This window comes from Pandoraea fibrosis (genome assembly GCF_000807775.2).
In the GTDB taxonomy this organism is placed as follows: domain Bacteria; phylum Pseudomonadota; class Gammaproteobacteria; order Burkholderiales; family Burkholderiaceae; genus Pandoraea; species Pandoraea fibrosis.
In genome coordinates, this window is record NZ_CP047385.1 from 2,248,297 (window position 1) to 2,272,954 (window position 24,658).

A 24,658-nucleotide genomic window follows, 5' to 3' on the forward strand; every position below is an offset into this window, starting at 1 on the left:
TTATCGGGTCAGCGCGACCGATTTGATCAGCAGGTACACCTCGCGGCCCGCCGTCAGTTGCAGTTGGTCGGCCGAGAAGCGCGTGATGCGTGCGCGCAGCGTTGTGCCTGTTGTCCCTGTGGCATCGCCGGTGAGCGCTGCCTCCACTTCCACCGAATCGCCCAGGTCGCGCAGCGTGATCACGCGTGCGGGCAGCACGTTCAGCACACTGGTATCGACGGGGGGGGCCGTGGCCACGGCGACGTCGCGCTCGCGCACGAGAATGCGGCAGGCATCGCCCATCTCGCCGCTCGCACGCGGTACACGCAGCCGAATCGTGTCGCTGCCATTCACGGCAAGCTCCGTCAGCCCGTAATGTGCGTCGTGCGCAACGATGCGTGTCTCCAGCACCGTGCCCGGCGTGTCGCTGGCGCCGTCGAGCGCGTCGCGATGCGTATTGAGCACGTCGGCCGGCGCACCTTGCGAGACGGTACGACCGTCCTTGAACAACACCACCTGATCGGCCAGCCGCATCACCTCGTCGAGCGAGTGTGTGACGTACAGTACCGGCAACTTCAACTCGTGACGAATGCGGTTGAGGTAGTCGAGCACTTCGAGGCGCCGGGCGTGATCGAGCGACGCGAGCGGCTCGTCCATGAGCAGCATGCGCGGGCACGACAGCAACGCACGGCCAATGCCGACGCGCTGCTTCTCGCCGCCCGACAGTGCGCCGGGACGGCGACTCAGCAGATGTCCCAGATTCAACACATCGACGATATGTTCGAGCGCAATGGCGCCGGTGCCGGCGGCGGCCACATCGCGGCGGCGCAACCAGCGGCCGAAGAGCAGGTTCTGGCGAACGGTCAGATGCGGCAGCAGGCGCGAGTCCTGAAACACGTAGCCGATCCGACGACGCCAGGTCGGCAGCGCCACGCCTGCCATGCTGTCGAAGAGGACGTCGTCGCCGACGACGATTCGTCCGGTATCGGGCCTGAGCAGGCCGGACACGGCGTTGACGACCGTGCTCTTGCCGCTGCCCGACGGCCCGAACAGTGCCGTCACGCCCATGCCTGCGGCGAATTCGGCGTCGAGCCGGAAGTCGCCGAACCTATGCTGGAGTCGAACTTCAACCGTCATAGCCGAGCGCCTTGCGATTGCCGAAGCGGATCAGCACTTCGGAGAAGATGAGCGTCGCCACGGCCAGCACGACCGAGATGGCGCACAGACGCCAGACCAGCGCGTCGCCATTGGGTACCTGAGTGGCCGTGTAGATCGCGAGCGGTAGTGTCTGCGTCTGTCCGGGAATATTCGAGACGAACGTGATCGTTGCGCCGAACTCGCCGAGCGCACGGGCGAACGCGAGCACGAAGCCGTGCAGCACGCCGGTGGCGCTGAGCGGTAGCGTCACTGTGAAGAAGGTGAGCCACGGGCCTGCGCCAAGCGTTTGCGCGGCTTGCTCCAGCTTGGTGTCGGACGATTCGAGCGCTTGCCGGATCGCTCGCACAAGCAGCGGGAACCCCATCACGCCGGCGGCGAGCGCGGCGCCCGTCCAGCGAAACGCGAAGGTGAAATTGAACCACTCGCGCAGCAGTTTGCCGATGGCGCCTTGTGCACCGAACAGCACGAGCAGCGCGAAGCCGACGACGACCGGCGGCAGCACGAGCGGCAAGTGCAGGACGGCATCGAGCAGTGCCTTGCCGGGGAAATGCCGGCGAGCGAGCAGCCAGGCGGCGGCATAGGCGAAGGGCAGGCTGCAGAGCGTGCCCCATAGGCCGATGCGCAGGCTGAGTTCGACGATGCCCCATTCTTCCGGGCTGAGACTCATGAACATTCGGGCGAGCAGTTGAGAGTGACGGAGTCGGCCGGACGCTTACGCGCCGGTCCTGCGGGTCCAGCCGGTCTTACATGAGGCAATGCCGAAACCGTCAACGACGGCTTCGGCGGCCAATGCATCAGAGGGATACCGGGAATGTAGCGGATCTCGCCCGTATGAGCGCGAAATGGTTTCCCGGTAGGCGTGCTGCGAGTGTGACAGGCGTTGCGAAATTACGGATGGCTGAAGCCGAAGCGCTGGAACGTTGCCTGTGCCGTCGGCGTTTGCAGGAATTTGTAGAACGGATCGGCATCGGCGCGGTTGGCCTGCTTCGTCACGGCCACCGGATAGACGATCGGTGCGTGGCTGTCGGCCGGGAACGTGCCGGCGATGCGCACACGCTTCTCGGCGTTGGCATCGGTCTTGTACACGATGCCGTAAGGCGCTTCGCCGCGGGCGACCAGCAACAGGGCGTTGCGCACGTTGTCCGCTGCGGCGACCTTGCCTTGCACCTTCGACCAGATGCCGAGCTTCTCGAGCGCAGCCTTGCCGTATAGACCGGCCGGCACGTGAGCGGGATCGCCCATCGCGAGTTTGCCGTTACCGAGCTTGGCGTCGAGATCGGCGCCCGACTTCAGATCGATGTCGCCCGTGGTCGTGGCCGGCGCGATCAGCACCAGCTCGTTGCCGAGCAGGTTGCGACGCGTGCCTGTATCGATCAGGTCGTGCTTCTGGGCATAGTCCATCCAGTCCTGGTCGGCCGAGATGAAGACGTCGGCCGGCGCACCTTTCTCGATCTGACGCGCGAGCGTCGAGCTGGCGCCATACACAAGCACCGGCTTCTTGCCGGTTTCCTTGGTGTAGGCGGCCGACAGATCGTCCAGCGCGTCTTTCATGCTGGCGGCGGCGAAGACTTGTTGGGCCGCCGCGTGGCCGGCAAACAACAGACTTGCGCCGACGGCGGCTACGCCCAGTACGCGGCGCAGCATCGTGCCGGTCTTGTGCGGGGCTTGGGACTTGAGGCTAGCGATAACGACAGCTTTCACGAATAAGGTCTCCAGCGTGTGGTGGCTAGGTCGGCTCGATGTCTGGCGGCGAACGGATCGTGCGCCCTGAGCTGACTCGTGGATGCAATCGGGCGGCGAGGCCGGATTGCCGGTCGCGCAGTGCGCGCAACGCGTTGTGTAGGATTATATATAACGCTTCGACGCTGTACAGGTATACGCCGTATCACGGCACCCGAATGCGATCCGATGCGGCAACGCCGCGCCGTGAAACGGAGAAATCGGGACGAACTGCGTCAGTTGACGCCCGAATGAGGCGAAAGCGAACAGGCGCCCGGTCGAGGGCGCCTCCTAATTAATATATGTAGTAAATCCGGGGGGGAGCGGCGGAAGGAGCGGACGGGGTCGCCCGTCAGGCGAGGGCGACTTGTGGCGTTTTGCCCGCCGGGCGCAGCATCGCCGGGCTCGTGCGCAGCATATCGAAGAAGCCGTCGACGACGGCATCGCATTCCGCACCCAGGTCGTAGTCGGGCAGGAACAACCAGTCCGACATCATGCCGACCACAAGCGCGTGCAGCATGATCGCTGCGCGACGGGTATCGAGATTTTTCGGCAACTGATCGCGCTCAATGGCGCGTTCCATGTCGCGCATGATGCGTTGCTTGCCGTCGGCGCACGCCTCGCGCTGGCGCTCGAGCACGGAGAGCATCTCGTTCGTGTATTCACATTTGTGGAACAGAATGTCGAGCACGCGGCGGCGGCGCTCGTTGCGCGCCGTCTCCTTGAGGACGAGCTTGCAGATATCGTGCATGCGCTCCATGGGGTCGCCATTCTCCGACTCGGCGCATTCTTCGTCGATCATGCGCTCCATGGGCAGACGAATGCGGTCCGTCATGGCGTTGAACAGGTCGATCTTGTTCTTGAAGTGCCAATAAATGGCGCCGCGGGTCAGACCGGCGGCTTCGGCGATGTCGGCGAGCGATGTGCGCGACACGCCTTTCTGTGCGAACACCGTCTCGGCGGTGTCGAGCAACAGATTGCGGGTCTCGATCGCTTCCTCTTTGGTTCTGCGGGCCATCGTCGTGTCACAGGGGCGGCGGAAATTTGCGAAATGCGATGTAAACCGGTGCGCACTTTGGTGCGACGCAATGTGATTTACATACATTCATGAATGTATCTATAATAGCAGCCGCTTGCTCAATTGCACAGGGAACATTTAAGCTCCTTCGTCTAAGGGAAAAACCTCACGGATGTGAGGGAGCCATTTGAGGCCAGATCACCCGGGCCTCAGGCACTCGCCGACCCGTCTTTGTGCGACAGGATTGCCGAGCGGACTTTGCCGCAGCAGTCGTCGCCACCGCAATCGTCGCAACGTATCGTCATTTTGTTTGACCGCATTCCATTTATCGGGGGCGTATATGCACGTCAAGAGAAGTTCACTGGGGATGGTCACGGCCGTGGCACTCGCGGTATTGACCTTGGCCGCGTGCGGCAAGAAGCCGCAGCAGCCGCAGGGCATGGTGCCGGAAGTCGGCGTCGTGACACTGCAACCCCAGAACGTAACACTGACGACCGACCTGCCCGGACGCACCTCGCCCTTCCGCGTTGCCGACGTGCGGGCGCGTGTCGACGGCATCGTGCTCAAGCGCGATTTCACCGAAGGCGGTGACGTCAAGGCAGGCCAGCGTCTGTACAAGATCGACCCGGCAACGTATCAGGCGGCTTACGACAACGCCAAGGCCACGCTGGCCAAGGCCGTCGCGAACCAGGCCTCGACCAAGCTGTTGGCCGATCGCTACAAGCAACTGGTCGCCGTCGAGGCTGTCTCGAAGCAGGACTACGACAACGCCGTCGCGTCTGCCCTGCAGGCCGACGCCGATGTGCAGTCCGGCAAGGCCGCGGTCGAAACGGCACGCATCAACCTCGGCTACACCGACGTGCCGGCTCCGATCTCGGGCCGCACCGGGCTGTCGCAAGTGACCGAAGGCGCTTACGTGCAATCGGGCGCCGCCACGCTCATGACGACCGTTCAGCAGATCGATCCGATGTACGTGGACGTGACGCAATCGGCCGCCGAGGGGCTGCGTCTGCGCCGTTCACTGGCCGACGGCAAGCTGCAAAGTGCGGGCAAGAACGCCGCCAAGGTCGAACTGACGCTGGAAGACGGCACGAAGTACCCGCTCGAAGGCAAGCTGCAGTTCTCCGACATCACCGTCGATCAGACGACCGGCTCGGTGACGGTGCGCGCGATCTTCCCGAACCCGAACCGCGAGTTGTTGCCCGGCATGTTCGTGCACGCCAAGCTCCAGGAAGGGGTGAAGGAAGGTGGTCTGCTCGTGCCGCAACAGGGCGTCACGCGTGACCAGAAGGGTCAGCCGACGGCACTGATCGTGAACAAGGAAGGCAAGGTCGAACTGCGTCAACTCGTGACCGATCGCGCGATCGGCGACAAGTGGCTGGTGAGTTCGGGCCTGGCAGCGGGCGATCAGGTGATCGTGTCGGGGCTGCAGAAGGTGCGCCCGGGTGCGCCGGCGAAGGCTGTGCCGGCACAACAACCGGGGGCGGCGCCGGCGCCGGCGGGTGCCAGCGCACCGGCCGCTGCGGCACCTGCCTCGCAGGCGAGCACTGCCTCGGCCGCCAACGCTCAATAACGCGGAGCCTTATTCATGGCAAAGTTTTTTATCGATCGCCCGATTTTTGCGTGGGTGATCGCGATTGTCATCATGCTGGCCGGTGCGCTTTCGATTCTGAAGCTCCCGGTCTCGCAATATCCGCCCATCGCACCGCCTTCGGTGCAGATCACCGCGACTTACCCGGGCGCTTCGGCGCAGACCGTTCAGGATACGGTCACGCAGGTGATCGAGCAGCAGATGAACGGTATCGACAACCTCGAGTACATGTCGTCGACGTCTGACGGCTCGGGTACGGCACAGATCACGCTGACCTTCTCGCAGGGCACGAACCCGGACATCGCACAGGTGCAGGTGCAGAACAAGCTGCAACTTGCCACGCCGCTGCTGCCGCAGCAGGTGCAACAGCAGGGTATCAAGGTGGCCAAGGCGACCAAGAACTTCTTGCTGGTGATCGGTGCGTATTCCGACGACGGTCAGATGACCGACATCGACCTTGCCAACTACATCGCCGCCAACGTGCAGGACCCGATCAGCCGTGTGAACGGTGTGGGTCAGGTGCAGCTCTTCGGTTCGCAGTACGCGATGCGTGTCTGGGTCGATCCGCAGAAACTGAACGGCTACAACCTCACCGTCATCGACGTTTCGAACGCCATTTCGGCGCAGAACGTTCAGATTTCGGCGGGTGAGTTGGGCGGTGCACCGGCAGTGAAGGGGCAACAGCTCAATGCCACCGTGACGGCACAAAGCCGTCTGCAAACGCCGGAGCAGTTCCGCAAGATTCTGCTCAAGGTCAACAAGGACGGCTCGCAAGTGCGTCTGGGTGACGTGGCACGTATCGAGCTGGGCGGTGAGTCGTATCAGGTGGTGGCACGCTATAACGGCAAGCCGGCCGCCGGTCTGGCCATTACGCTGGCCACGGGCGCGAACGCGCTGCAAACCGCGACAGCAGTCAAGCAGGCCGTCACCGAGCTGGAGCCGTACTTCCCGGCGGGCATGAAGGTCGACTACCCCTACGACACCACGCCGTTCGTGAAGATCTCGATCGAGGAAGTGATCAAGACCCTCATCGAAGGTATCGTGCTCGTGTTCCTGGTGATGTATCTGTTCCTGCAAAATCTGCGGGCAACGATCATCCCGACGATTGCCGTGCCGGTCGTGTTGCTGGGGACGTTCGGCATCATGGGCGCGGCGGGCTTCTCGATCAACACCTTGTCGATGTTCGGGCTGGTGCTGGCCATTGGTCTGCTCGTTGACGATGCCATTGTGGTGGTGGAAAACGTCGAGCGGGTGATGGCCGAAGAGGGCTTGAGTCCGAAGGAAGCGACGAAGAAGGCGATGGACCAGATCGTCGGCGCGCTGGTGGGCGTGGCGCTCGTGCTCTCGGCGGTGTTCGTGCCGATGGCGTTCTTCGGCGGCTCGACGGGGGCCATCTATCGTCAGTTCTCGTTGACGATCGTGGCGGCCATGGCGTTGTCGGTGCTGGTGGCTATCGTGCTCACGCCGGCCATGTGCGCGACGATTCTCAAGCCGATCAAGAAGGGCGAAGTGCACGAGAAGCGCGGCTTCTTCGGCTGGTTCAACCGCACGTTCGACAAGGGCTCGAAGAAGTATCAGGGTCAGGTCGAGCGGATTCTGAAGCGCAGCACGCCGCTCGTGATCGTATATGTCGTGATCGTGGCGGCGGTGGGCTTCCTGTTCGTGCGCATGCCGACAGCGTTCTTGCCGGACGAAGATCAGGGCTACTTCTTCAACCTGGTGCAATTGCCGCCGGGCGCGACGCAAGAGCGCACGCTCGACGTGATGAAGCAGGTCGAGAAGCACTACCTCGAGAAGGAAAAGGACGCCGTGCGTTCGATCTTCACGGTGACGGGCTTCGGCTTTAACGGCCGTGGTCAGAACGTGGGTCTCGCGTTCACGATGTTGCGTCCGTGGGAAGACCGTCAGTCGTCGGATCTGAAGGTGCAGGCGGTGATCGCGCGGTCGTACCAGGCCTTCGCGAGCGTGAAGGACGCCATGATCTTCGCGATCAACCCGCCGTCGGTGCCTGAACTGGGTAACGCGGGCGGTATCGACTTCGAACTGCAGGATCGCGCAGGCCTGGGCCACGACGCGTTGATGGCCGCACGTAACCAGCTTCTCGGATTGGCGGCAAAGAATCCGAATCTGGCGAACATGCGTCCGAACGGTCTCGACGACACGCCGCAGTACAAGGTGGACGTCGACGAGGAAAAGGCCGCTGCACTGGGTCTGTCGATTGCCGACGTGTACACCACGCTCTCGGCCTCGTGGGGTTCGTCCTACGTGAACGACTTCATCGACCGTGGTCGTGTGAAGAAGGTGTACGTGATGTCGGAGGCGAAGGACCGCATGCTGCCGCAAGACATCAACAAGCTGTATGTGCGCAACGCGAGCGGAACCATGGTGCCGTTCTCGGCCTTCGCGACCGGCAAGTGGACTTACGGCTCGCCGCGTCTGGAGCGTTACAACGGTGTGCCTGCGGTGGAAATCCAGGGGATGCCGGCACCGGGCAAGTCGTCGGGTGACGCCATGAAGGCCGTGGAGGAAATCGCCAAGCAACTGCCGGCGGGTATCGGTCTGGAGTGGACGGGGCTGTCGTTTGAAGAGCGCATTTCGGGCTCGCAGGCACCGGCGCTGTATGCCATCTCGATCCTGATCGTGTTCTTGTGTCTGGCCGCGTTGTATGAAAGCTGGTCGATTCCGTTCTCGGTGATTCTGGTGGTGCCGCTGGGTGTGTTGGGCGCACTGCTTGCAGCGACGCTGCGTGGATTGTCGAACGACGTGTACTTCCAGGTGGGTCTGCTGACAACCGTGGGTCTGTCGGCGAAGAACGCGATTCTGATCGTGGAATTCGCCAAGGATCTGCAAGAGCAGGGCCGCACGCTGATGGAAGCGACGATGGAAGCGGTGCGACTGCGTTTGCGCCCGATTCTGATGACGTCGATGGCGTTCATTCTCGGGGTGTTGCCGCTCGCGATCTCGAACGGTGCCGGCTCGGCTTCGCAGCACGCTATCGGTACCGGCGTGATCGGCGGTATGCTGGCGGCGACGTTCCTCGCGATCTACTACGTGCCGGTCTTCTTCGTGATGGTGCGCAAGCGCTTCGCCCATGAAGATCTGGATACCGTGGAGCATCCGGAATTGCGTCATGAGCAACCGGACGCCGGCCCCGCCAAGGAAGGAAACTGACTATGAAGCACAAAGCATTGCCGATTGCCTTGGCGGCAGCGTTCCTGGCAGGCTGTACCCTCGCGCCGCACTATGAGCGGCCCGAGGCACCGGTTGCCACGTCGTTCCCCACTGGCCCGGCTTACAAGACGCCCGGGGCGGCGAACCAGAACGGCACGGCCGGCAGCAATGCCCTGGTGGCTGCCGATCTGGGTTGGCGAGATTTCTTCACCGATCCCCGCCTGCAAAAGCTGATCGAGATCGCACTGGAGAACAACCGCGATCTGCGAGTCTCGATGCTCAACATCGAAGCGGCGCGTGCGCAGTATCAGATCCAGCGCTCTGCGCTGTTGCCCTCGGTTGGGGCGGCAGGGCAGGCGTCGATCCAGCGTTCCCCGGCAGACTTGTCGTCGTCGGGACGCGCGGGGGTCAGCCGCAGTTATCAGGTGGGTGTGGGTTTTACGTCGTATGAACTCGATCTGTTCGGTCGTATCCAGAGCCTGAAGGATCAGGCATTGGAGACGTATCTGGCGAGCGAGGACACGGCCAAGGCAGCGCATATGACGCTGATCTCGGAAGTGGCCACGGCGTACCTCACCTGGCTGGCGGATCAGGAACTGCTCAAGCTCACCGCCGACACGCTCAAGAGCCAGGAATCGTCGTATAACCTGACCCTGCGCAGCTTTAACGTGGGCACGGCCTCCGGGCTGGATCTGCGTCAGGCGCAAACGCCGGTCGATACGGCGCGGGCGAATTTTGCGCAATACACGCGTCAGGTCGCACAGGACGAGAATGCGCTGACGCTGCTCATCGGCCAGCCGTTGCCGGCCGATCTGCCGCCGGGACGTCCGCTCGACGGGCAGGGTTTGCTCACCGACCTGCCGGCCGGGTTGCCTTCGGATCTGCTGCTGCGTCGTCCGGATGTCACGGCGGCCGAGCACACGCTCAAGGGGGCCAACGCGAACATCGGTGCTGCGCGTGCCGCATTCTTCCCGTCGATCTCTTTGACGGCGAGCGCCGGGACGGCCAGCGCCTCGTTGAGCAATCTGTTCAAGGGCGGGCAGGGCGCATGGTCGTTTGCGCCGACGATTACGCTGCCGATCTTCGCGGGTGGGCAGAACATCGCCAACCTCGACTTGGCCAAGGTGCAGAAGCGTATCGAGATCGCCAATTACGAGAAGGCGATTCAGACTGCGTTCCGCGAAGTGTCGGACGGGTTGGCCGCGCGCGGCACGCTCGACGATCAGGTCGCGGCGCAGGAGTCGCTCGTCAAGGCGAGCGACGAGAGCTACAAGCTCTCGGATCTGCGCTACCGCAACGGCGTCGACAGCTACCTGAACGCGCTCGTTTCGCAACGCGCGCTGTACTCGGCGCAGCAAACGCTGATTGCCACGCGCCTGTCGCGCTGGACCAACCTCGTCACGCTGTACAAGGCGCTTGGCGGCGGTTGGGAAGAGCGCTCGGTTCCGGCCAATGCCGGAACGGCGTCGGCACCGGCAGCAGCATCGTCGTGATGGGGGCGAGGGTGTCGGCGATGTTGTGAGGCGGGCGGCGGTGTGAGCCGCTCAACTGTCTCGCAACGGCGCAAGACCTCACCTTCGAGGTATCGGAAACGCCCGGCCAAGTGCCGGGCGTTTCTTTTTTGTGCGTCATGTCGCGCGAACAATAAGCTCAGTTCCCGAGAGGTTTAGACGCCGGGTTCTACGCTCGCCCCTACCTTGCGTAGCGCTTCGTCGCTATCCTTGATCGCGTTGTATTCGCAACACCCCGAGCGTCGACGCGAGCGTTCCATGACACTCGCGAACTGATGCACGGGACACATATAAGCTGACTGCTTTTCCAGGGAGAGACACCATGAGCGATCTTCAAGCACGCTTCGACGAGGCGGTAGCCCAATCCAAGACGCTGCCCGAACGCCCCGACAATTTCACGTTGCTGCGCATCTATGCGCTTTTCAAGCAAGGCACCGAGGGCGATGTGTCCGGCACGCGTCCCGGCATGACGGATTTCGTCGGTCGCGCCAAATTCGATGCGTGGGAAATGCTCAAAGGCAAGTCGAAGGAAGAGGCGCAGGAAGCTTATGTCGCCCTCGTCGACGAGTTGAAGGGATAACGCTGGCGGGCACTTCGTTGCCCGGCCTGCGACGATGAGGCGGTGCCGAACCTGTTCGGCGCGATCGGCCTGATCGGCAAAAAAACGGCGGCTTCGGTCGCCGTTTTTTCATGGGCGTCCGCCGTCGAGCGAAGCCTCGCGTATGAGAAGTGAGGTGGCGTATGACGGGGTGAGTTTTGCGGTGTGGTCCGATTGGCGAGTGGCGGAGGGTGCGCGACGATGAACACGTCATCAACGAGACGAGAGACTGCACCATGCAACAGGATCGACGACACTCGCGGCGTCACGCCGATCGTCAGGCGCTGCGCGATGCACTTGCCAATCGCAGCTATCCATCCAGGCGAATCGATCCGCGAATGCCTTCGCGTGAGGCAACGCGACGTCGGGGCCGGGGCGTGTGGCTATTGCCGCCGCGTGCGCGGGGGCAGCCGGCTGGCGAGATGACGGCAGAGGCGACGTCGATCGGCGCTCGGCGAGGCAAGCCTCGTTGTCGAGGCGCGGCACTGCTCGACGTCATGTTCACGTTGGCGGCGCTCATGGCGGGCATGCAGGGCTTTGCCCAGTGGCAGGCGGCGGGAGGCACGACATCTGCTGCGCTTGGCTCGGCGACGAAAGCTGTCGCGATGGCCTCGCCGGTGCAGGCAGGAGGCAACGCGTGGCTCGTTCGTCGACAACCGTGATGTGGGCACCGAGCGCCGTACCGCGTGCTCGGCCCGGCGCGCAACGTATGGCGGGTTTTACGCTGCTCGAATGGGTGCTGGCGATGCCGCTCGGGCTGCTGATCGTGACGGCGGCCATCGCGATCTATCTCGCCGGCATTCGGCTGTGGCGGGTGCAGGCGGAGCGATACGACGTCACCGAGCGCGCTATCTTTGCGTTGACCCAACTTACCCGTGCCGTGAGTGTGGCGGGATACCGGAACTGGGACCCGATGGAGGGGGCGATCTGGCCACCGGGAGCCGGGACGGCGAAGCGCGAATGGCCGTCGTTGCGCGCGAGCGCGGCGTGTGCGAGCACGGTCGACACCTGTCCGCGACAGGGCTGGCAAGGCAGTTCGTTGCTGGAGGTGCAGTTTCAGGGCGCCGGGCTGTCGACCGGCAATGGCGCGATGCAGAACTGTGCCGGCTTGCGCGCCCGGGCGACGGGGCGTCTGGATGATCGACACGTCAGCATCTTCTATGTCGACAAGGGGGAAGACGAGATTCCGTCTCTCTATTGCCGCTATGGCGAGCGTCAGATGCTCTCGACGGATCTGCATCCGGCGCAGGTGCTGGTCAGCGGTGTCGAGGCGATGTACGTTCGGTTAGGTTTTCGCGTCGGTGGCACGGGGCCTTTGCGTTGGGTCGAGCCCGTAAGGAGTGTGCGTCGCAGACCGCCTAGCCCGCCGCCGGGGGAGGGGGGATGGGAGAACGTCGCGGCCGTGGCGTTTTCACTGGTCTTGCGCGGCGCGCCGCGACGCGGAGGCAAGCCTCGAACGGTACGCGTGGTCGAAGTCTTCGACGCGGCAACCGGCGGCCGTGAGTACAAGCGGTTGGGCAATGCCGGAGACGTTCACCTGCACGTATTCAATGCGGTGGCCTATCGTCGCAACGATGGCGGCATTGGCGAGGAGGCGAAATGGTTGGCGTCTTCATGGTGATGTGGCTGGCGGCATTGATGACGCTCGCCGCATCCGGCATGCAACAGCGTCAACTGGCCGCCCGCTTTGTCGCTTATACGAATGACCGCGCGGGCGCATTTGCGGCGGCGGACCAAGCGCTGGCCGAGGCTCGCGATTGGCTGACGCACGAGACGCGTGCGGCCGAGATTGCCGGCGTATCGACGTTCGAGGCGGGACCCTACGGTGTGCTTGAGGCGAACCATCGCGACGACATCTGGTATCAGCGTCGTGTGCCGAGATGGCGGACGGTCGAATGGAATGGCAGTGCCGCCGTTGTGACGACGCACAAGGCGCGCTACTTCATCGAGAGAATTGCCTTTTCCGCCTATCGCGCGGGCGAACCGGAGGCACGCGACATGCCGGTGCGCCGGTACCGTGTGAGTGCAATGGGGTGTGGCGACCTGCCTGGCACACGCGTGTATTTGCAGGCGGTCTATGAAGTCCGGCAGGTCAGGCAACGACCGACAGATGCGCGCAGCGGTGGCCTGCCGCCGACATTTTCATCCCGGTCATTGAGTTGGCGCGAGGTCGCTGCGTGGCGTGACGACGCGGTGGTACCGCTCGCGCAGGACAATCGTGGCGAGCATTGCGATGCGTCGTGATCTACGTTCCGCACGCGGCTTCACGATGCTGGAGTGCTTGATTGCAATGGCGGTGCTTGCCGTCGCGATGATGGCGGTCCGGCCTTCCATCGACGCGGTGCGCCACCGTGTCGCCGTGGACATCACGGCGCGGGCGTTTCTGGCCTCGATGCAGTCGGCGCGTGCGGAGGCCTTGGGGCGGCACCGTCGTGTTGCGCTGGCGCCGCATGACGGCGGAAGTCTCAACAGTGGCTGGGTAACGTTCGTCGACGAGAATCGCAACGATCGTTTCGACGCGGGGGATCAATTGCTGGGGCGACATGCACCGTTGCCGCCGGGCGTCAGCGTGGAAGTGAGATGGGGGTTGTACAACACCGAGGGCCTCGCGTTCGCGGAAAACGGCTTCATGCGAACGGAGACACGCGGATGGTTGTCGGGGAATGTGCGAATCGAGGGGCATGGGCGACGCGTTTGCATCACCATCAATGCCTACGGCCGCGCCCGTGTGGCTCGACGCTGCCGTGCGTGAGCCGGGCGCAGCCCTTACATCACCGGTGGCGTGCCGTTGTCGTTGACGTGGGACGCGCTCGACGTGGAAGTGTTGGCCACATCGGTCGCACTGGCATTAGGGGGCGGCGGTTTGGTCGACTCCTGCCACAGCTTGATGCCTTGCCAGGCGAGAACGCCAAGGCTGCCCCATTTGAGGCTACGGCGTAGCACGCGTCCGACGGGCGTATGCGACAGCCCGGTGAGCGCCAGCGATGCCACCGAGCTGACCAGCGGATAGCGTTCAAGCAGCCCGCCGAGCTTCAGTCCGGAATTGGCAATGCCGCCAATACCGGAGAACTTGGAGAAGGCACCAGGCAGCAGATAGCGCACCCAGCGGAAGTTGCGCAGGCGCTCGCGAGTGACGTGCGAGGCCTGAATCAGTTCGGCACGCTCCACGGCGATACGCGTGAGCACGAGCTCCTTGCGAATGGCGAGGAGGTCGTGACGCGAGCGTCGTGACGGTCGCGTGCGGCGAGGGCGGTTCGGTTCCAGCGGCACGGGCAGATCTCCTTCAGTCCGGACGCAGGGCGTCGCGGTCCTTTTCGAACTCGGCCAGTGTGGCCTCGAACGGCATCGGGGCATCGCGCAGGATGTTGCGAGCGCGCAATGCGCACCCGGCGGCGATCAGCAGATACACGATGAAAATGCCGGTCATGGCCTGGAGACGATAGGTGTCCCAGAAAATCACGATCACCAGCGCGGTCAGCGACACGAGGGCGAGAACGCCGAAGAGCATCGCGGCAAGGCCGAGGAAAGCCACGCCCATCAGGCGTTCCTTCTCTTCGGTCAATTCGATGCCGATGAGTTCGATGCGCGACTGCAGGATCTCGAGCAACGCACCGGCGAGGCGCCGCAGCGAAGGCCGCGGCGGGGTCGTGCGATCATTGTCGGTCATGGGCTGGACTCGGGCGGCCCACCTGACCCGTCGCACCGGTCAAGTGAGTCCGCCTTGGGCTGAATAGGCGAGAGAGCGACTTGCGTCGGCCAGCTTACTTGCGGTTGAGCAGCAGGCCGATCACGACGCCGATACCGGCGGCGATGCCCACGGCTTGCCACGGATGGTCGTGAACATAATCGTCGGTCGCGCGAGCGGCTTGCTTGCTCTTCTCGACAACGACGACCTGCACGTCGGATGCCTTTTCCTTGGCTTGCTTGAGCAACGCCAGTGCCTTGTCGCTCAATTCGGAGGCGCGCTCACCGGTCGTGTTGGCGGCTTGTTTGAGCAGGTCTTCGGCGTCGGCCAATACGGATTTGATATCGGTCATAAACTTCTCCTTGTTGGTGTGCATTTGCGACATGGTCGTTACCCGGTTCTGGGAGGAAAATGCGAGGGGGTATGAGTGTTATCGTAACGCTTTCAACGAGCCGTTGCCAGAAAACAACACCCCGGAAGTCGGTATATTTCGAATAATTATGTGCAATCAATTTTTTATTCGTTCTTGCAAAGCTTAGCATCCTTTAGTCTTTACCCCACTGAGTGGAAGGTTCTCAAGGAGACCGTAAATGACATTGCGTTTGGGTGACATTGCTCCCGATTTCGAGCAAGACTCGTCGGTTGGCAAAATCAAGTTCCATGAATTCCTTGGCGATGGTTGGGGCGTGCTGTTCTCGCACCCGGCGGATTACACGCCGGTGTGCACGACCGAACTGGGTCTGACCGCGAAACTCAAGGGTGAGTTCGAAAAGCGTGGCGTGAAGGCCATCGCGTTGTCGGTCGACGACGCCGAATCGCACAAGGGCTGGATCAACGACATCAACGAAACACAGAACACCACGGTCAACTTCCCGATTCTGGCGGACGGCGATCGCAAGGTTTCCCAGCTTTACGACATGATCCATCCGAATGCCAGCGAAACCGTGACGGTGCGCTCGCTGTTCGTGATCGATCCGAAGAAGAAGGTGCGTCTGATCATTACGTATCCGGCCAGCACCGGCCGCAACTTCGACGAGATCCTGCGTGTGATCGACTCGTTGCAACTGACCGACAACTATTCGGTTGCCACGCCGGGTAACTGGAAGGATGGCGAAGATGTCGTGATCGTCCCGTCGCTCAAGGACGAAGCCGTGCTGAAGGAAAAATTCCCGAAGGGATACAAGGCCGTGCGCCCGTATCTGCGTCTCACGCCGCAGCCGAACAAGTAATCCGGCCCGCGTCTCGGAAGACGGCAGACGAAAAAAAGCCAGCTCGACAGAGCTGGCTTTTTTGTTTGGTACGCGCCGTCGCCCGGGGGATTGACGGCCCGCGAAATGCGGCCTGAGAAACGACGCGTACCAGACAAATCACAAGTCGCATGAACCGCGAGGCGCTGCACCTTCGTGTGCGGTTCATGCAACCCGGTCCATCGTGGCGATCGATCAGAAGAACGCCTGGATGCCGGTCTGTGCACGGCCGAGAATCAGCGCGTGGATGTCGTGGGTGCCTTCGTAGGTGTTGACCACTTCGAGGTTCACGAGGTGACGCGCGATGCCGAATTCGTCGGAGATGCCGTTGCCGCCGAGCATGTCGCGCGCGAGACGGGCGACATCCAGTGCCTTGCCGCACGAGTTGCGCTTCATGATCGAGGTGATCTCGACGGCTGCCGTGCCTTCGTCCTTCATGCGGCCCAGACGCAGGCAGCCTTGCAGGCCGAGGGTGATTTCCGTCTGCATGTCGGCGAGCTTCTTTTGGATCAACTGGTTGGCGGCGAGCGGGCGCCCGAACTGCTGACGGTCGAGCACGTACTGACGTGCCGTGTGCCAGCAGAATTCGGCGGCACCCAGTGCGCCCCAGGCAATGCCGTAGCGCGCCGAGTTCAGGCAGGTGAACGGACCCTTCAGGCCCGAGACGCCCGGCATCAGATTGTCTTCCGGTACGAAGACTTGATCCATCACGATCTCACCGGTGATCGACGCGCGCAGACCGACCTTGCCGTGAATTGCCGGCGCCGACAGACCCTTCCAGCCCTTTTCCAGAATGAAGCCGCGGATCTTCTCGTCGCCATTCTCGTCGGCGAGCTTGCCCCACACCACGAAGACGTCGGCGATGGGCGAGTTGGTGATCCACATCTTGCTGCCGCTCAACTCATAGCCGCCAGCGACCTTCTTGGCGCGCGTGGTCATGCCGGCCGGATCGGAGCCGTGGTTCGGTTCGGTCAGACCGAAGCAGCCGATCCACTCGCCGCTGGCCAGCTTCGGCAGGTACTTCTGCTTTTGCGCTTCGCTGCCGAATTCGAAGATCGGCACCATGACGAGCGACGACTGCACCGACATCATCGAGCGATAGCCCGAGTCCACGCGCTCGACTTCGCGCGCGATCAGACCGTAGGCGACATAGTTCAGGCCCGGGCCGCCGTATTGCTCGGGAATCGTCGGGCCGAGCAGGCCGATCTCACCCATCTCGCGAAAGATGGCGGCGTCGGTGCGCTCATGACGGAATGCTTCGAGCACGCGCGGCGCGAGCTTGTCGTTCGAGTACGCGGCCGCGGCGTCGCGAATCATGCGCTCTTCGCTCGTGAGCTGTGCGTCGAGCAACAGCGGATCTTCCCAATGAAACTGTGCATTGCCTGCCATGACCTATCTCCTCCGACGTTCTCGAAAAATATGCCGACGCCATCCTCATCGTCCCGTTTGGCACATGTGTGGCATCGCTTGCGACTTGCCACACCGGGAAAGCACTTCGACTTGACGAAAGTTCCGCAATGCGGAACAATGTTCTGAAATCGAAGTTAGTTTAGCACTAAACTTTTTTCTCAGGCAACGGCCAGTGTGTGCACTGGCCGAACTCATTTGAAGCGGAGTGCGCGATGGTTGTGGTCAAAACGTCCCTGTCAGCCTTTGCCGGTGCTCCGGCGCACGGTGTGCCGCCGTCGCATGACGAGCGCAAGTTCGTGACCGCGCTGGCGCGCGGTCTCGAACTGTTGCGCGCTTTCGGTCCCGACGATGTCCTGCTGGGCAACCGCGACTTCGCGGCCCGCACCGGATTGCCCAAGGCGACCGTCAGTCGCCTCGCCTACACGCTCACGGAGTTGGGGTATCTGCGTTATGACGCCGAGCTTGGCAAATACGCCCTAGATGCAGGCGTGCTGGCCCTGGGATACGCGTTCCTGAGCGGTACCGACATGCTGACGCTCGCGCGTCCGCACATGCGGGCGCTGGCGAAGGAAATGGGATGTTCCATTTCGCTGGGTTGCCGAGAGGGCATCGACATGATGTATCTCGAAACCATCCGCAGCGATTCGGCACACCTCACGCTGGGACTGACGGCGGGCTCACGCCTGTCGATGCTGACAAGTTCGATGGGGCGCGTCTACCTCGCGGCCATGACGCCGACTGAGCGCGAGACGATGCTCGCCGATCTTCGCGATGCCTACGACGCGAATCCGGCGGCACTGCGCAACGTGGGCTGGGATGTGTTGCAGTCCGGCGTCGACAAAGGGATCGAGTCGTATAAGCGCGAGGGCTGCTGCTACTCGTTTCGCGAGTGGCATGAAGGCGTGAATGCGGTGGCCGTGCCGTTGCGTGACGTGCGGCAGAACCGTTGGCTGGCGATCAGTTGCAGCGGGCCGTCTTCGTCGATTCCGGATGCGGTTTTCCGTGAAGAGATCGGCCCGAGATTGAAGCAGCTCGCGGCGCGGCTTACCGGGCAGGTGTAGGTAAATCCCGAACACCTACCTAACACTTAACACCCGTGGTCCATCGGGTTGGGGGCCGCCCGCGGCGCTCCAATGCCTGTTAAGTCGCACCGCAGGCGGCCCCCAACCCGATCCGCAACCGCCATCGATCCGTCGACACCTCGTCGACGCGATGACGGCTGTGCGATTGGGCACACGATGGTGGTTGTCCGTCCCCTGACGTAGCGACTTAACAAGCGTTGGCGCGGAGGCAGGGGACGGGCGGGCACCGGGCACCGGGGTGCTCGCCAAATCTATGCGGTGGGTGTTCTCACCGCAAACGACATCACAGCAACGTTCGCACGTGCCACAACTCGGGGAACAGCACCACATCGAGCATCTTGCGAAGGTAAGGCGCGCCATTGGTGCCACCGGTGCCTTGCTTGAAGCCGATGATGCGCTCGACGGTTGTCACGTGGCGGAAGCGCCACTGCCGGAAGGCGTCTTCGAGATCGACCAATTCCTCAGCCATCTCGTACAACTCCCAGTGCTGCGACGGATTGCGATACACCTCAAGCCACGCCGCCTCGACGGTCTCGTCGTGAGGCGTCGGCTGTGTCCAGTCGCGCTCCAGCCGGGCTGGCGCAATCGCGAAGCCGCGACGAGCCAGCAGGCGCACCACTTCATCGTAAAACGACGGCGCGTTGAGCGCCGCTTCCACCTGCTGGAATAGATCCGGGCGATGCGAATGCGGCTTCAACATCGCCGCATTCTTGTTGCCCAGCATGAACTCCAGAATGCGGTACTGATACGACTGGAAGCCCGACGAGCTACCCAGTGACGGACGCATCGACGAATACTCCGACGGCGTCATCGTCGCCAGCACGCTCCACGCCTGCACCAGTTGTTCAAGAATGCGCGACACGCGTGCGAGCATCTTGAAGGCGGGTGGCAGTGCGTCGTTGTGAACCGCGGCACGCGCTGCCTGCAGTTCGTACAACGCCAACTTCATCCACAACTCACTTGTCTGATGCTGAATGATGAACAGCATCTCGTTGTGATCGGTCGAGCGCGGATGTTGCGCATTCAAAATCGGATCGAGCGACAGATAATCGCCGTAGCTCATGCTCTTGGAGAAGTCGAGCTGAGCGTCGTGCCATTGGGTCGCTTCGGCCGGTGCACTTTGCGCGGCGTTCGTGTTGCCCGCCGCGTTCTCGCCACTCTGATGCCCGAACGGGCACCCGCCCTGTGCGGGCGTGGCGTCCGTCGGCGTGTCGCGAGGGTCGTTTGCGGAAGAGGGAGTCTTGCTCATACTGACGATTCCTCTCTCAGGTCACCGTGCCGCGACGATGAAATTCGGGCTTGTCCCACGCGCCCGTGGCCAGCACCTCGCGCAGAATTTCGACGGAATCCCAGACATCGGCAAAGCTCGTGTACAGCGGCGTCATACCGAAGCGCATGATGCGCGGCTCGCGATAGTCACCGATGACACCTCGTGCAATCAGCGCCTGAATCACGGCAAACCCCTCCGGATGCTCGAAGCTCACCTGCGAACCTCGCGCGGCATGATCGCGCGGCGTCACCAGCGTGAGCGGGAATTCGGCGCAACGCTCTTCGACCAGCTTGATGAACAGATCCGTCAGCGCCAGCGACTTGCTGCGCAGGGCTTCCATCGACGTCTGCGCGAAGATGTCCAGACCGCATTGCACAAGCGAGAGCGAGACGATCGGTTGCGTGCCGCACAGGTAGCGTCCGATGCCATTGTCCGGCGTGTAGTCCGGATGCATGGCGAACGGCGTGCGATGGCCCCACCAGCCCGACAACGGCTGCCAGAACTCGTCCTGATGTGACTTGTTGACCCACACGAAGGCCGGTGCACCCGGGCCGCCGTTCAGATACTTATATGTGCAGCCCACCGCGTAGTCGGCCTTGGCACCGTTCAGATCGACGGGCACGGCGCCCGCCGAATGGCAAAGGTCCCACACCGCCAGTGCTCCCGCGGCATGAATCTCTGCCGTGCGTGCGGCCATGTCGTACATCGCGCCGCTGCGGTAGTTCACGTGCGTGAGCAGCACCACAGCGACATCGTCGCGCAGCGCGTTCGGCAGGTCTTCCGGCGCATCGATCAGACGCAACGAGTAGCCGTCGTCGAGCAAGCGCGTGAGGCCCTGCACGATGTAGAGGTCGGTCGGGAAGTTGCTGCGCTCGGAGACGATCACCTTGCGTTGCGGTGCTCGCGTGCGCTGCATGTCGAGGGCGGCAGCCATCACCTTGAAGAGGTTGCTCGACGTGGTGTCGGTCACCACGACTTCGCCTTGACCGGCACCGATGATCGGAGCGAGGGCGTCGCCGAGCTTGCGCGGCAGCGCAAACCAGTCGGCGTCGTTCCAGCTACGGATGAGATCCCGGCCCCATTCGGCGGTAATCACTTCCTGAGCGCGCTTGGCCGACGCCAGCGGGCGGGCACCCAGCGAGTTTCCGTCGAGATAGATCACGTCGGGCGGCAGATCGAATTGTGCGCGCAGCGGGGCGAGCGGATCGGCCGCATCGAGGGCCAGGCAATCGTTGCGAGAAGACGTCATGGTTTGCGTTTTATGAGTGAATGCAATGAAAAAAATCGTTTGCCGTGAGGCCGACGCGGGCTGTCCCGTTCAGAGGGAGCGCAGCACGGCGCGGACCGGGCTTGCGTCGAGCCGCATGAACTTCAGCGGCAACGCAATGAGTTCGTAATCGGCCGGGAGAATCGCGTCGAGCACCAGCCCTTCGAGAATGGCCATGCGATGCGCGCGAATGCGGTGGTGCGCGTCCATCGTCTTGCTTTCCTGCGGATCGAGCGACGGCGTGTCGATGCCCACCAGCTTCACGCCATGCGACGCGAGCAGATCGATAGTCTCTGGCGCTACCGCGCAAAACGCGCTATCCCAACGAGCCAACGGCGCCCGCTCATACGTGCGCAACAGCACACGCGGCGGCACATCGCTCAGGTGCGGCGCCACCATCTCGGGGGTGACGACCGGAGAGGCGCCAAGACAATGAATCACCCGGCACGGTCCCAGATACGTATCCAGCGAGACCTCGCCAATGAAGGCGCCATCGTCGTCGTAATGACGCGGGGCATCCGCATGAGCCCCCGTGTGAGGCGACAACGTGATGCGCCCGACATTGACCGGACAACCCGGCCCGATCTGCCAAACCGCTTCTTCCGAGAACGGTGTGTCACCTGGCCAGACGGGCGTGTTGCTGGAGAGTGGGGCGCTGATATCCCAAACGCGGCGCTCGTTGCGCGCGTCGGCTGGGTGATGGCTGGGTGCGGTCATGGACGTGCGCATTAGCGGGAATCGATATGCGCATCTTAGAAGAATTCGCGTTGCAAGTGCTTGCGTATTCGCCGATCGCGATCCGTGAAATTGATAGTGGAAATGCGATTTTTGTGAATTGTCGATAGAAAATTCGACAATATGGCAAAGGGGTCGAATTTTTGACGATTCGACGCGCGACGTGATTCGTGTTTTCGGACACGTCCGTGCGCGAAGCGGAAACGGCCTAACGAGGGAGTTGGGTTCCCTGCGCCATCTCGTCGATCAGGCGGCGCAACGTGTCTTTGAGGAGGGTGGATTGTTCGGCACCGAAGCGCGCGAGCACCCCGGCTTCGTGCCGGCGTGCGCTGGCGAGCAACGGCGCCACGCGTTCGCGGCCCGCGTCGGTGAGCGAGACAAGCGACTGGCGGCGATCCGTTGTGCTCTCGCCGCGCACGACGTCGCCGGTCGCTTCCAGCCGGTCGACAACCTTGGTGAGCGTCGGCTGCTTGGCAAGCACGATGTCGGCGAGTTGATTGATGGTGCGCGCCCTGCCATCGGAAAGCGTGGCAAGGACTCGCCACTCAGACACACCGAGGCCCGCTGCTGCCACTTCGCGATGAAACTCATCGGAGACCAGCGTGCTCGCACGAGCGAGCAGATACGCCAGATAGTCGTCGACGAACGGCGCTCCGGCGGCTGACATGGGACTTTAACCGAGAGATTGCGGCTTGTGGAAGCCGCCGGCGTGGAAGATCAGCGGCATGCGATCGGCAACGTTCGCATGAACGCCGCAACGCTCGACCTCGCCGACGAAGATGACGTGGTCGCCTTCGTCATAACGGCTGCGGTTATGACACTCAAACCAGGCCAGCGCCCCGTCCAGCACCGGGGTGCCCGACGCCGACAACGTATAAGGTACGCCCGCAAAACGGTCACCCTTCACCGTGGCGAATCGCTTGCAGATGTCAAGCTGATCGGCCGCCAGTACATTCACGGCATAGTGGGAGTTTTCGCGGAAGACGGGCATGCTGCCCGCGCGCGTGGCGAGACTCCACAAGATGAGCGGCGGCGTGAGCGACACCGAGTTGAACGAACTGGCGGTAATACCGATGAGCGAACCGTCGTCGGCGCGCGTGGTGATGACTGTCACCCCGGTCGCAAACTGACCGAGCGCATGACGAAAGGCTGCGCTGTCGAAATCTGGCACTGCGGCGCGTTTGGCGTTCACTGTCCCTGCACTCCCGTCCGGCTAATTTGATCGGGTTGATTTGTATGAATATTCATATACTATGGCACGAACAACAGATCGACAAGACGCATGACGGCCAGCAGCGTGCCACGGGGCGAAGCAGCCCCCGGCGGGCGAGAGGGTCAGACGCTCAGGAGACGATATGCTGATCGAGCGAATCGAGCATAAGTGGATCGAGGTATTTGCCGAGACCTTGCGGCGCTGCGACATACGACCCGGTGATGTGGTGGCGATTGTAGCCGAAACGCAATCCCGGCCTGTCAACGTGGAATTAGCACAGCTTGCGGCGGAATCGCTTGGCGCCAAGCCTTTCCGGCTGATTGTGCCGAGTCCGCGCGTGAGTGCCCCGGTGCCGGTGCGCTCGACGGGCGCCAGCGACGCACTGGGGCAACTGGCCCCGGTCGTGGCGGCGCTACGGGCCGCAACGCTGGTCGTCGACTGCACCGTAGAAGGGTTGCTGCATGCGCCCGAACTGCCCGACATTCTGGGCGGCGGCGCGCGCGTGTTGATGGTCTCCAACGAACATCCCGAAATTCTGGAACGCTGCGCAACCGACCCGGCGCTCGAGCCGAAGGTGCGTGCGGCGATCAAGCGTTTGCGCGGTTCGGCACAAATGCATGTCACCTCCGCCGCTGGCACCGATCTGCGCATCGGGCTGCGTGACGCGCGCGTGGGCGGTGTCTGGGGTTGGTGCGCCAAACCGGGACAGGTGGCCCACTGGCCGGGCGGTCTGGCGTTGGCGTTCCCCGCTGCGCACAGTGTGAACGGCCGACTCGTGCTCGCGCCGGGGGACATCAATCTGACGTTCAAACAATACCTGCGCGATCGTATCGAACTCACGGTCGAGGACGACTATGTCGTCGCTATCGACGGTGAAGGCGTCGACGTCGATCTCATGCGCGAGTACTTCGCGGCGTGGGGCGATCGCGAAGCCTACGCCGTCTCGCACGTTGGCTTCGGTCTGAACCCGCGTGCGCGTTGGGATGCACTCGCCTGCTACGACAAGCGCGATTGCAACGGTACGGAGCAGCGCGCGTTCGCGGGCAATTTCCTGTATTCGACGGGCGCGAACGAAGTGGCGGGACGTCACACGCTCGGTCACTTCGACTTGCCATTGCGCCGTTGCACCATCGCGCTCGATGGCGATGTGGTCGTGCGCGATGGTCAACTGCAAGGCGAGTTCGCATCATGACGCTTCCCGTACCCGCCTGTCGCATGGCGGGCGACGGCCCGCTCACGCTGGTGCTGCTGCACGGCATTGGTGGCAACCAGCATGTCTGGCCCGCGCAATTCGAGACTTTCGTGACGGCGGGCTATCGCGTGGTGGCCTGGGACATGCCCGGTTACGGCGAGAGCGCCATGCCTGCCGAGCCGACCATGGCGTCGCTGGCCGACAGTCTGCGGGCGCTGCTCGACGCATTGGGGCCATCGCGCTCGTCGCGATTCGTGCTCGTCGGTCACAGCATGGGTGGCATGGTCGCGCAGGAGCTGATGGCGCGCGGCGAGCCGTTCACGCGCGATATCGCGGCGCTCGTGTTGTGCGGCACGTCCCCCGCATTCGGCAAGCCGGATGGCGACTTTCAACGTGAATTCGTGCGTCAGCGCACTGCGCCGTTAGACGCCGGTAAAACGCTGCGCGAGATGGCGCAAGCGATCGTGCCGGGCATGCTCGGTGAGCCGGATGCCGCCACGCGTGCGAGTGCGCAGGCGCTGGCCGTCGACGCGATGGGCGCGCTCACGCCCGACGCATACCGCGCCGCGCTGCAAGCGCTCGTGGGCTTCGAGCAACGTGCTGCGCTTGCACGTCTCGCCGTGCCGGTGTTGCTGATCGCCGGCGAGCACGACACCAATGCGCCACCGAGAGTCATGGCGCGCATGGCCGAGTCCATTGCACAGGCGCGCTATGTCTGCCTGCCCGGCGCCGGACACCTCATGAATCTGACGCACCCGGCGGCCTTCGACGCCGAGGTGCGCGCTTTCCTCGCAACACTCTAGGAGACTACC

At 63.0% G+C, this 24,658-nt stretch carries 25 protein-coding genes; 12 read left to right on the forward strand and 13 right to left on the reverse strand.

The features are described 5' to 3' along the window. The 4 genes from modC to PI93_RS10100 form a co-directional block, all read right to left on the reverse strand. Positions 1–1,116, reverse strand: coding sequence for a molybdenum ABC transporter ATP-binding protein (gene modC / locus PI93_RS10085; protein WP_039372670.1), 1,116 nt, complete (start codon positions 1,114–1,116; stop codon positions 1–3). Next, on the reverse strand, positions 1,106–1,804 hold the full coding sequence (modB, locus tag PI93_RS10090; RefSeq protein ID WP_039372668.1) for a molybdate ABC transporter permease subunit: 699 nt from the start codon (positions 1,802–1,804) through the stop codon (positions 1,106–1,108). The genes modC and modB overlap by 11 nt, the downstream gene beginning before the upstream one ends. Positions 1,805–2,025: 221 nt before the next feature. After that, positions 2,026–2,838: a molybdate ABC transporter substrate-binding protein gene (gene modA, locus PI93_RS10095; protein ID WP_236105609.1), complete on the reverse strand. Its 813-nt coding sequence runs from the start codon at positions 2,836–2,838 to the stop codon at positions 2,026–2,028. A 370-nt stretch (positions 2,839–3,208) separates the two neighbouring features. Then, a complete protein-coding gene (locus PI93_RS10100) occupies positions 3,209–3,874 on the reverse strand; it encodes a TetR family transcriptional regulator (protein WP_039372666.1) in 666 nt (221 codons plus the stop codon). A 340-nt stretch (positions 3,875–4,214) separates the two neighbouring features. On the opposite strand from PI93_RS10100, the gene PI93_RS10105 reads away from it, so the two are divergent. From PI93_RS10105 to PI93_RS10140, 8 genes are all read left to right on the forward strand, one after another. Then, complete coding sequence (locus tag PI93_RS10105) at positions 4,215–5,447, forward strand: efflux RND transporter periplasmic adaptor subunit (protein ID WP_039372664.1); 1,233 nt, start codon at positions 4,215–4,217, stop codon at positions 5,445–5,447. 15 nt (positions 5,448–5,462) lie between these two features. Next, positions 5,463–8,636: an efflux RND transporter permease subunit gene (locus PI93_RS10110; RefSeq protein WP_039372662.1), complete on the forward strand. Its 3,174-nt coding sequence runs from the start codon at positions 5,463–5,465 to the stop codon at positions 8,634–8,636. 2 nt (positions 8,637–8,638) lie between these two features. Then, a complete protein-coding gene (gene adeC, locus PI93_RS10115; protein WP_039372660.1) occupies positions 8,639–10,129 on the forward strand; it encodes an AdeC/AdeK/OprM family multidrug efflux complex outer membrane factor in 1,491 nt (496 codons plus the stop codon). Between the two features lie 340 nt (positions 10,130–10,469). Then, positions 10,470–10,727 (forward strand): acyl-CoA-binding protein, encoded by a 258-nt coding sequence (locus PI93_RS10120; RefSeq protein ID WP_010808495.1) that lies wholly within the window; start codon positions 10,470–10,472, stop codon positions 10,725–10,727. Between the two features lie 254 nt (positions 10,728–10,981). Further along, positions 10,982–11,407 carry a hypothetical protein gene (locus PI93_RS10125; RefSeq protein ID WP_039372656.1) on the forward strand — a complete coding sequence of 142 codons (426 nt, stop codon included), beginning with the start codon at positions 10,982–10,984 and terminating at the stop codon, positions 11,405–11,407. Next, the gene (locus PI93_RS10130; protein WP_144400507.1) at positions 11,383–12,366 is read left to right on the forward strand and encodes a PilW family protein; all 984 of its coding nucleotides are present in this window, start codon (positions 11,383–11,385) and stop codon (positions 12,364–12,366) included. Before PI93_RS10125 ends, PI93_RS10130 begins: the two co-directional genes overlap by 25 nt. Beyond that, the gene (locus PI93_RS10135; RefSeq protein ID WP_039372652.1) at positions 12,345–12,989 is read left to right on the forward strand and encodes a pilus assembly protein; all 645 of its coding nucleotides are present in this window, start codon (positions 12,345–12,347) and stop codon (positions 12,987–12,989) included. The genes PI93_RS10130 and PI93_RS10135 overlap by 22 nt, the downstream gene beginning before the upstream one ends. After that, positions 12,979–13,497, forward strand: a complete 519-nt coding sequence (locus PI93_RS10140) for a GspH/FimT family pseudopilin (protein ID WP_039372650.1) — start codon at positions 12,979–12,981, stop codon at positions 13,495–13,497. The genes PI93_RS10135 and PI93_RS10140 overlap by 11 nt, the downstream gene beginning before the upstream one ends. Positions 13,498–13,511: 14 nt before the next feature. On the opposite strand, the gene PI93_RS10145 is transcribed toward PI93_RS10140, so the two are convergent. From PI93_RS10145 to PI93_RS10155, 3 genes are all read right to left on the reverse strand, one after another. Further along, on the reverse strand, positions 13,512–14,015 hold the full coding sequence (locus PI93_RS10145; RefSeq protein WP_052240820.1) for a DUF3318 domain-containing protein: 504 nt from the start codon (positions 14,013–14,015) through the stop codon (positions 13,512–13,514). Between the two features lie 13 nt (positions 14,016–14,028). Next, complete coding sequence (locus PI93_RS10150; protein ID WP_039372648.1) at positions 14,029–14,412, reverse strand: phage holin family protein; 384 nt, start codon at positions 14,410–14,412, stop codon at positions 14,029–14,031. A 94-nt stretch (positions 14,413–14,506) separates the two neighbouring features. Then, entirely contained in the window at positions 14,507–14,806 is a 300-nt protein-coding gene (locus PI93_RS10155; protein ID WP_370834648.1) for a DUF883 family protein, read from the reverse strand. Between the two features lie 214 nt (positions 14,807–15,020). Between PI93_RS10155 and PI93_RS10160 the strand changes: the two genes are divergently transcribed. After that, positions 15,021–15,659: a peroxiredoxin gene (locus PI93_RS10160; protein WP_039372644.1), complete on the forward strand. Its 639-nt coding sequence runs from the start codon at positions 15,021–15,023 to the stop codon at positions 15,657–15,659. 213 nt (positions 15,660–15,872) lie between these two features. Here PI93_RS10160 and PI93_RS10165 read toward each other — a convergent pair whose 3' ends face one another. Next, positions 15,873–17,066 (reverse strand): acyl-CoA dehydrogenase, encoded by a 1,194-nt coding sequence (locus PI93_RS10165; RefSeq protein ID WP_039372641.1) that lies wholly within the window; start codon positions 17,064–17,066, stop codon positions 15,873–15,875. A gap of 233 nt (positions 17,067–17,299) precedes the next feature. Here PI93_RS10165 and PI93_RS10170 point away from each other — a divergent pair, with 233 nt between their 5' ends. Continuing rightward, on the forward strand, positions 17,300–18,148 hold the full coding sequence (locus PI93_RS10170) for an IclR family transcriptional regulator (protein ID WP_224786281.1): 849 nt from the start codon (positions 17,300–17,302) through the stop codon (positions 18,146–18,148). A 304-nt stretch (positions 18,149–18,452) separates the two neighbouring features. Here the strand turns inward: PI93_RS10170 and kynA are convergent, their stop codons facing one another. The 5 genes from kynA to PI93_RS10195 form a co-directional block, all read right to left on the reverse strand. Further along, a complete protein-coding gene (gene kynA / locus PI93_RS10175; protein WP_039372639.1) occupies positions 18,453–19,418 on the reverse strand; it encodes a tryptophan 2,3-dioxygenase in 966 nt (321 codons plus the stop codon). Positions 19,419–19,434: 16 nt separating this feature from the next. Then, positions 19,435–20,688, reverse strand: a complete 1,254-nt coding sequence (gene kynU, locus PI93_RS10180) for a kynureninase (RefSeq protein WP_039372636.1) — start codon at positions 20,686–20,688, stop codon at positions 19,435–19,437. A gap of 69 nt (positions 20,689–20,757) precedes the next feature. Next, a complete protein-coding gene (gene kynB, locus PI93_RS10185) occupies positions 20,758–21,423 on the reverse strand; it encodes an arylformamidase (RefSeq protein ID WP_052240835.1) in 666 nt (221 codons plus the stop codon). A 226-nt stretch (positions 21,424–21,649) separates the two neighbouring features. After that, on the reverse strand, positions 21,650–22,108 hold the full coding sequence (locus tag PI93_RS10190) for a MarR family winged helix-turn-helix transcriptional regulator (protein ID WP_039372634.1): 459 nt from the start codon (positions 22,106–22,108) through the stop codon (positions 21,650–21,652). A gap of 6 nt (positions 22,109–22,114) precedes the next feature. After that, positions 22,115–22,633, reverse strand: coding sequence for a flavin reductase family protein (locus PI93_RS10195; protein WP_039372633.1), 519 nt, complete (start codon positions 22,631–22,633; stop codon positions 22,115–22,117). 163 nt (positions 22,634–22,796) lie between these two features. Here PI93_RS10195 and PI93_RS10200 point away from each other — a divergent pair, with 163 nt between their 5' ends. After that, positions 22,797–23,846: a M29 family metallopeptidase gene (locus tag PI93_RS10200; protein ID WP_039372630.1), complete on the forward strand. Its 1,050-nt coding sequence runs from the start codon at positions 22,797–22,799 to the stop codon at positions 23,844–23,846. Beyond that, positions 23,843–24,649, forward strand: a complete 807-nt coding sequence (locus PI93_RS10205; protein WP_039372629.1) for an alpha/beta fold hydrolase — start codon at positions 23,843–23,845, stop codon at positions 24,647–24,649. The genes PI93_RS10200 and PI93_RS10205 overlap by 4 nt, the downstream gene beginning before the upstream one ends. Positions 24,650–24,658: the final 9 nt, after the last annotated feature.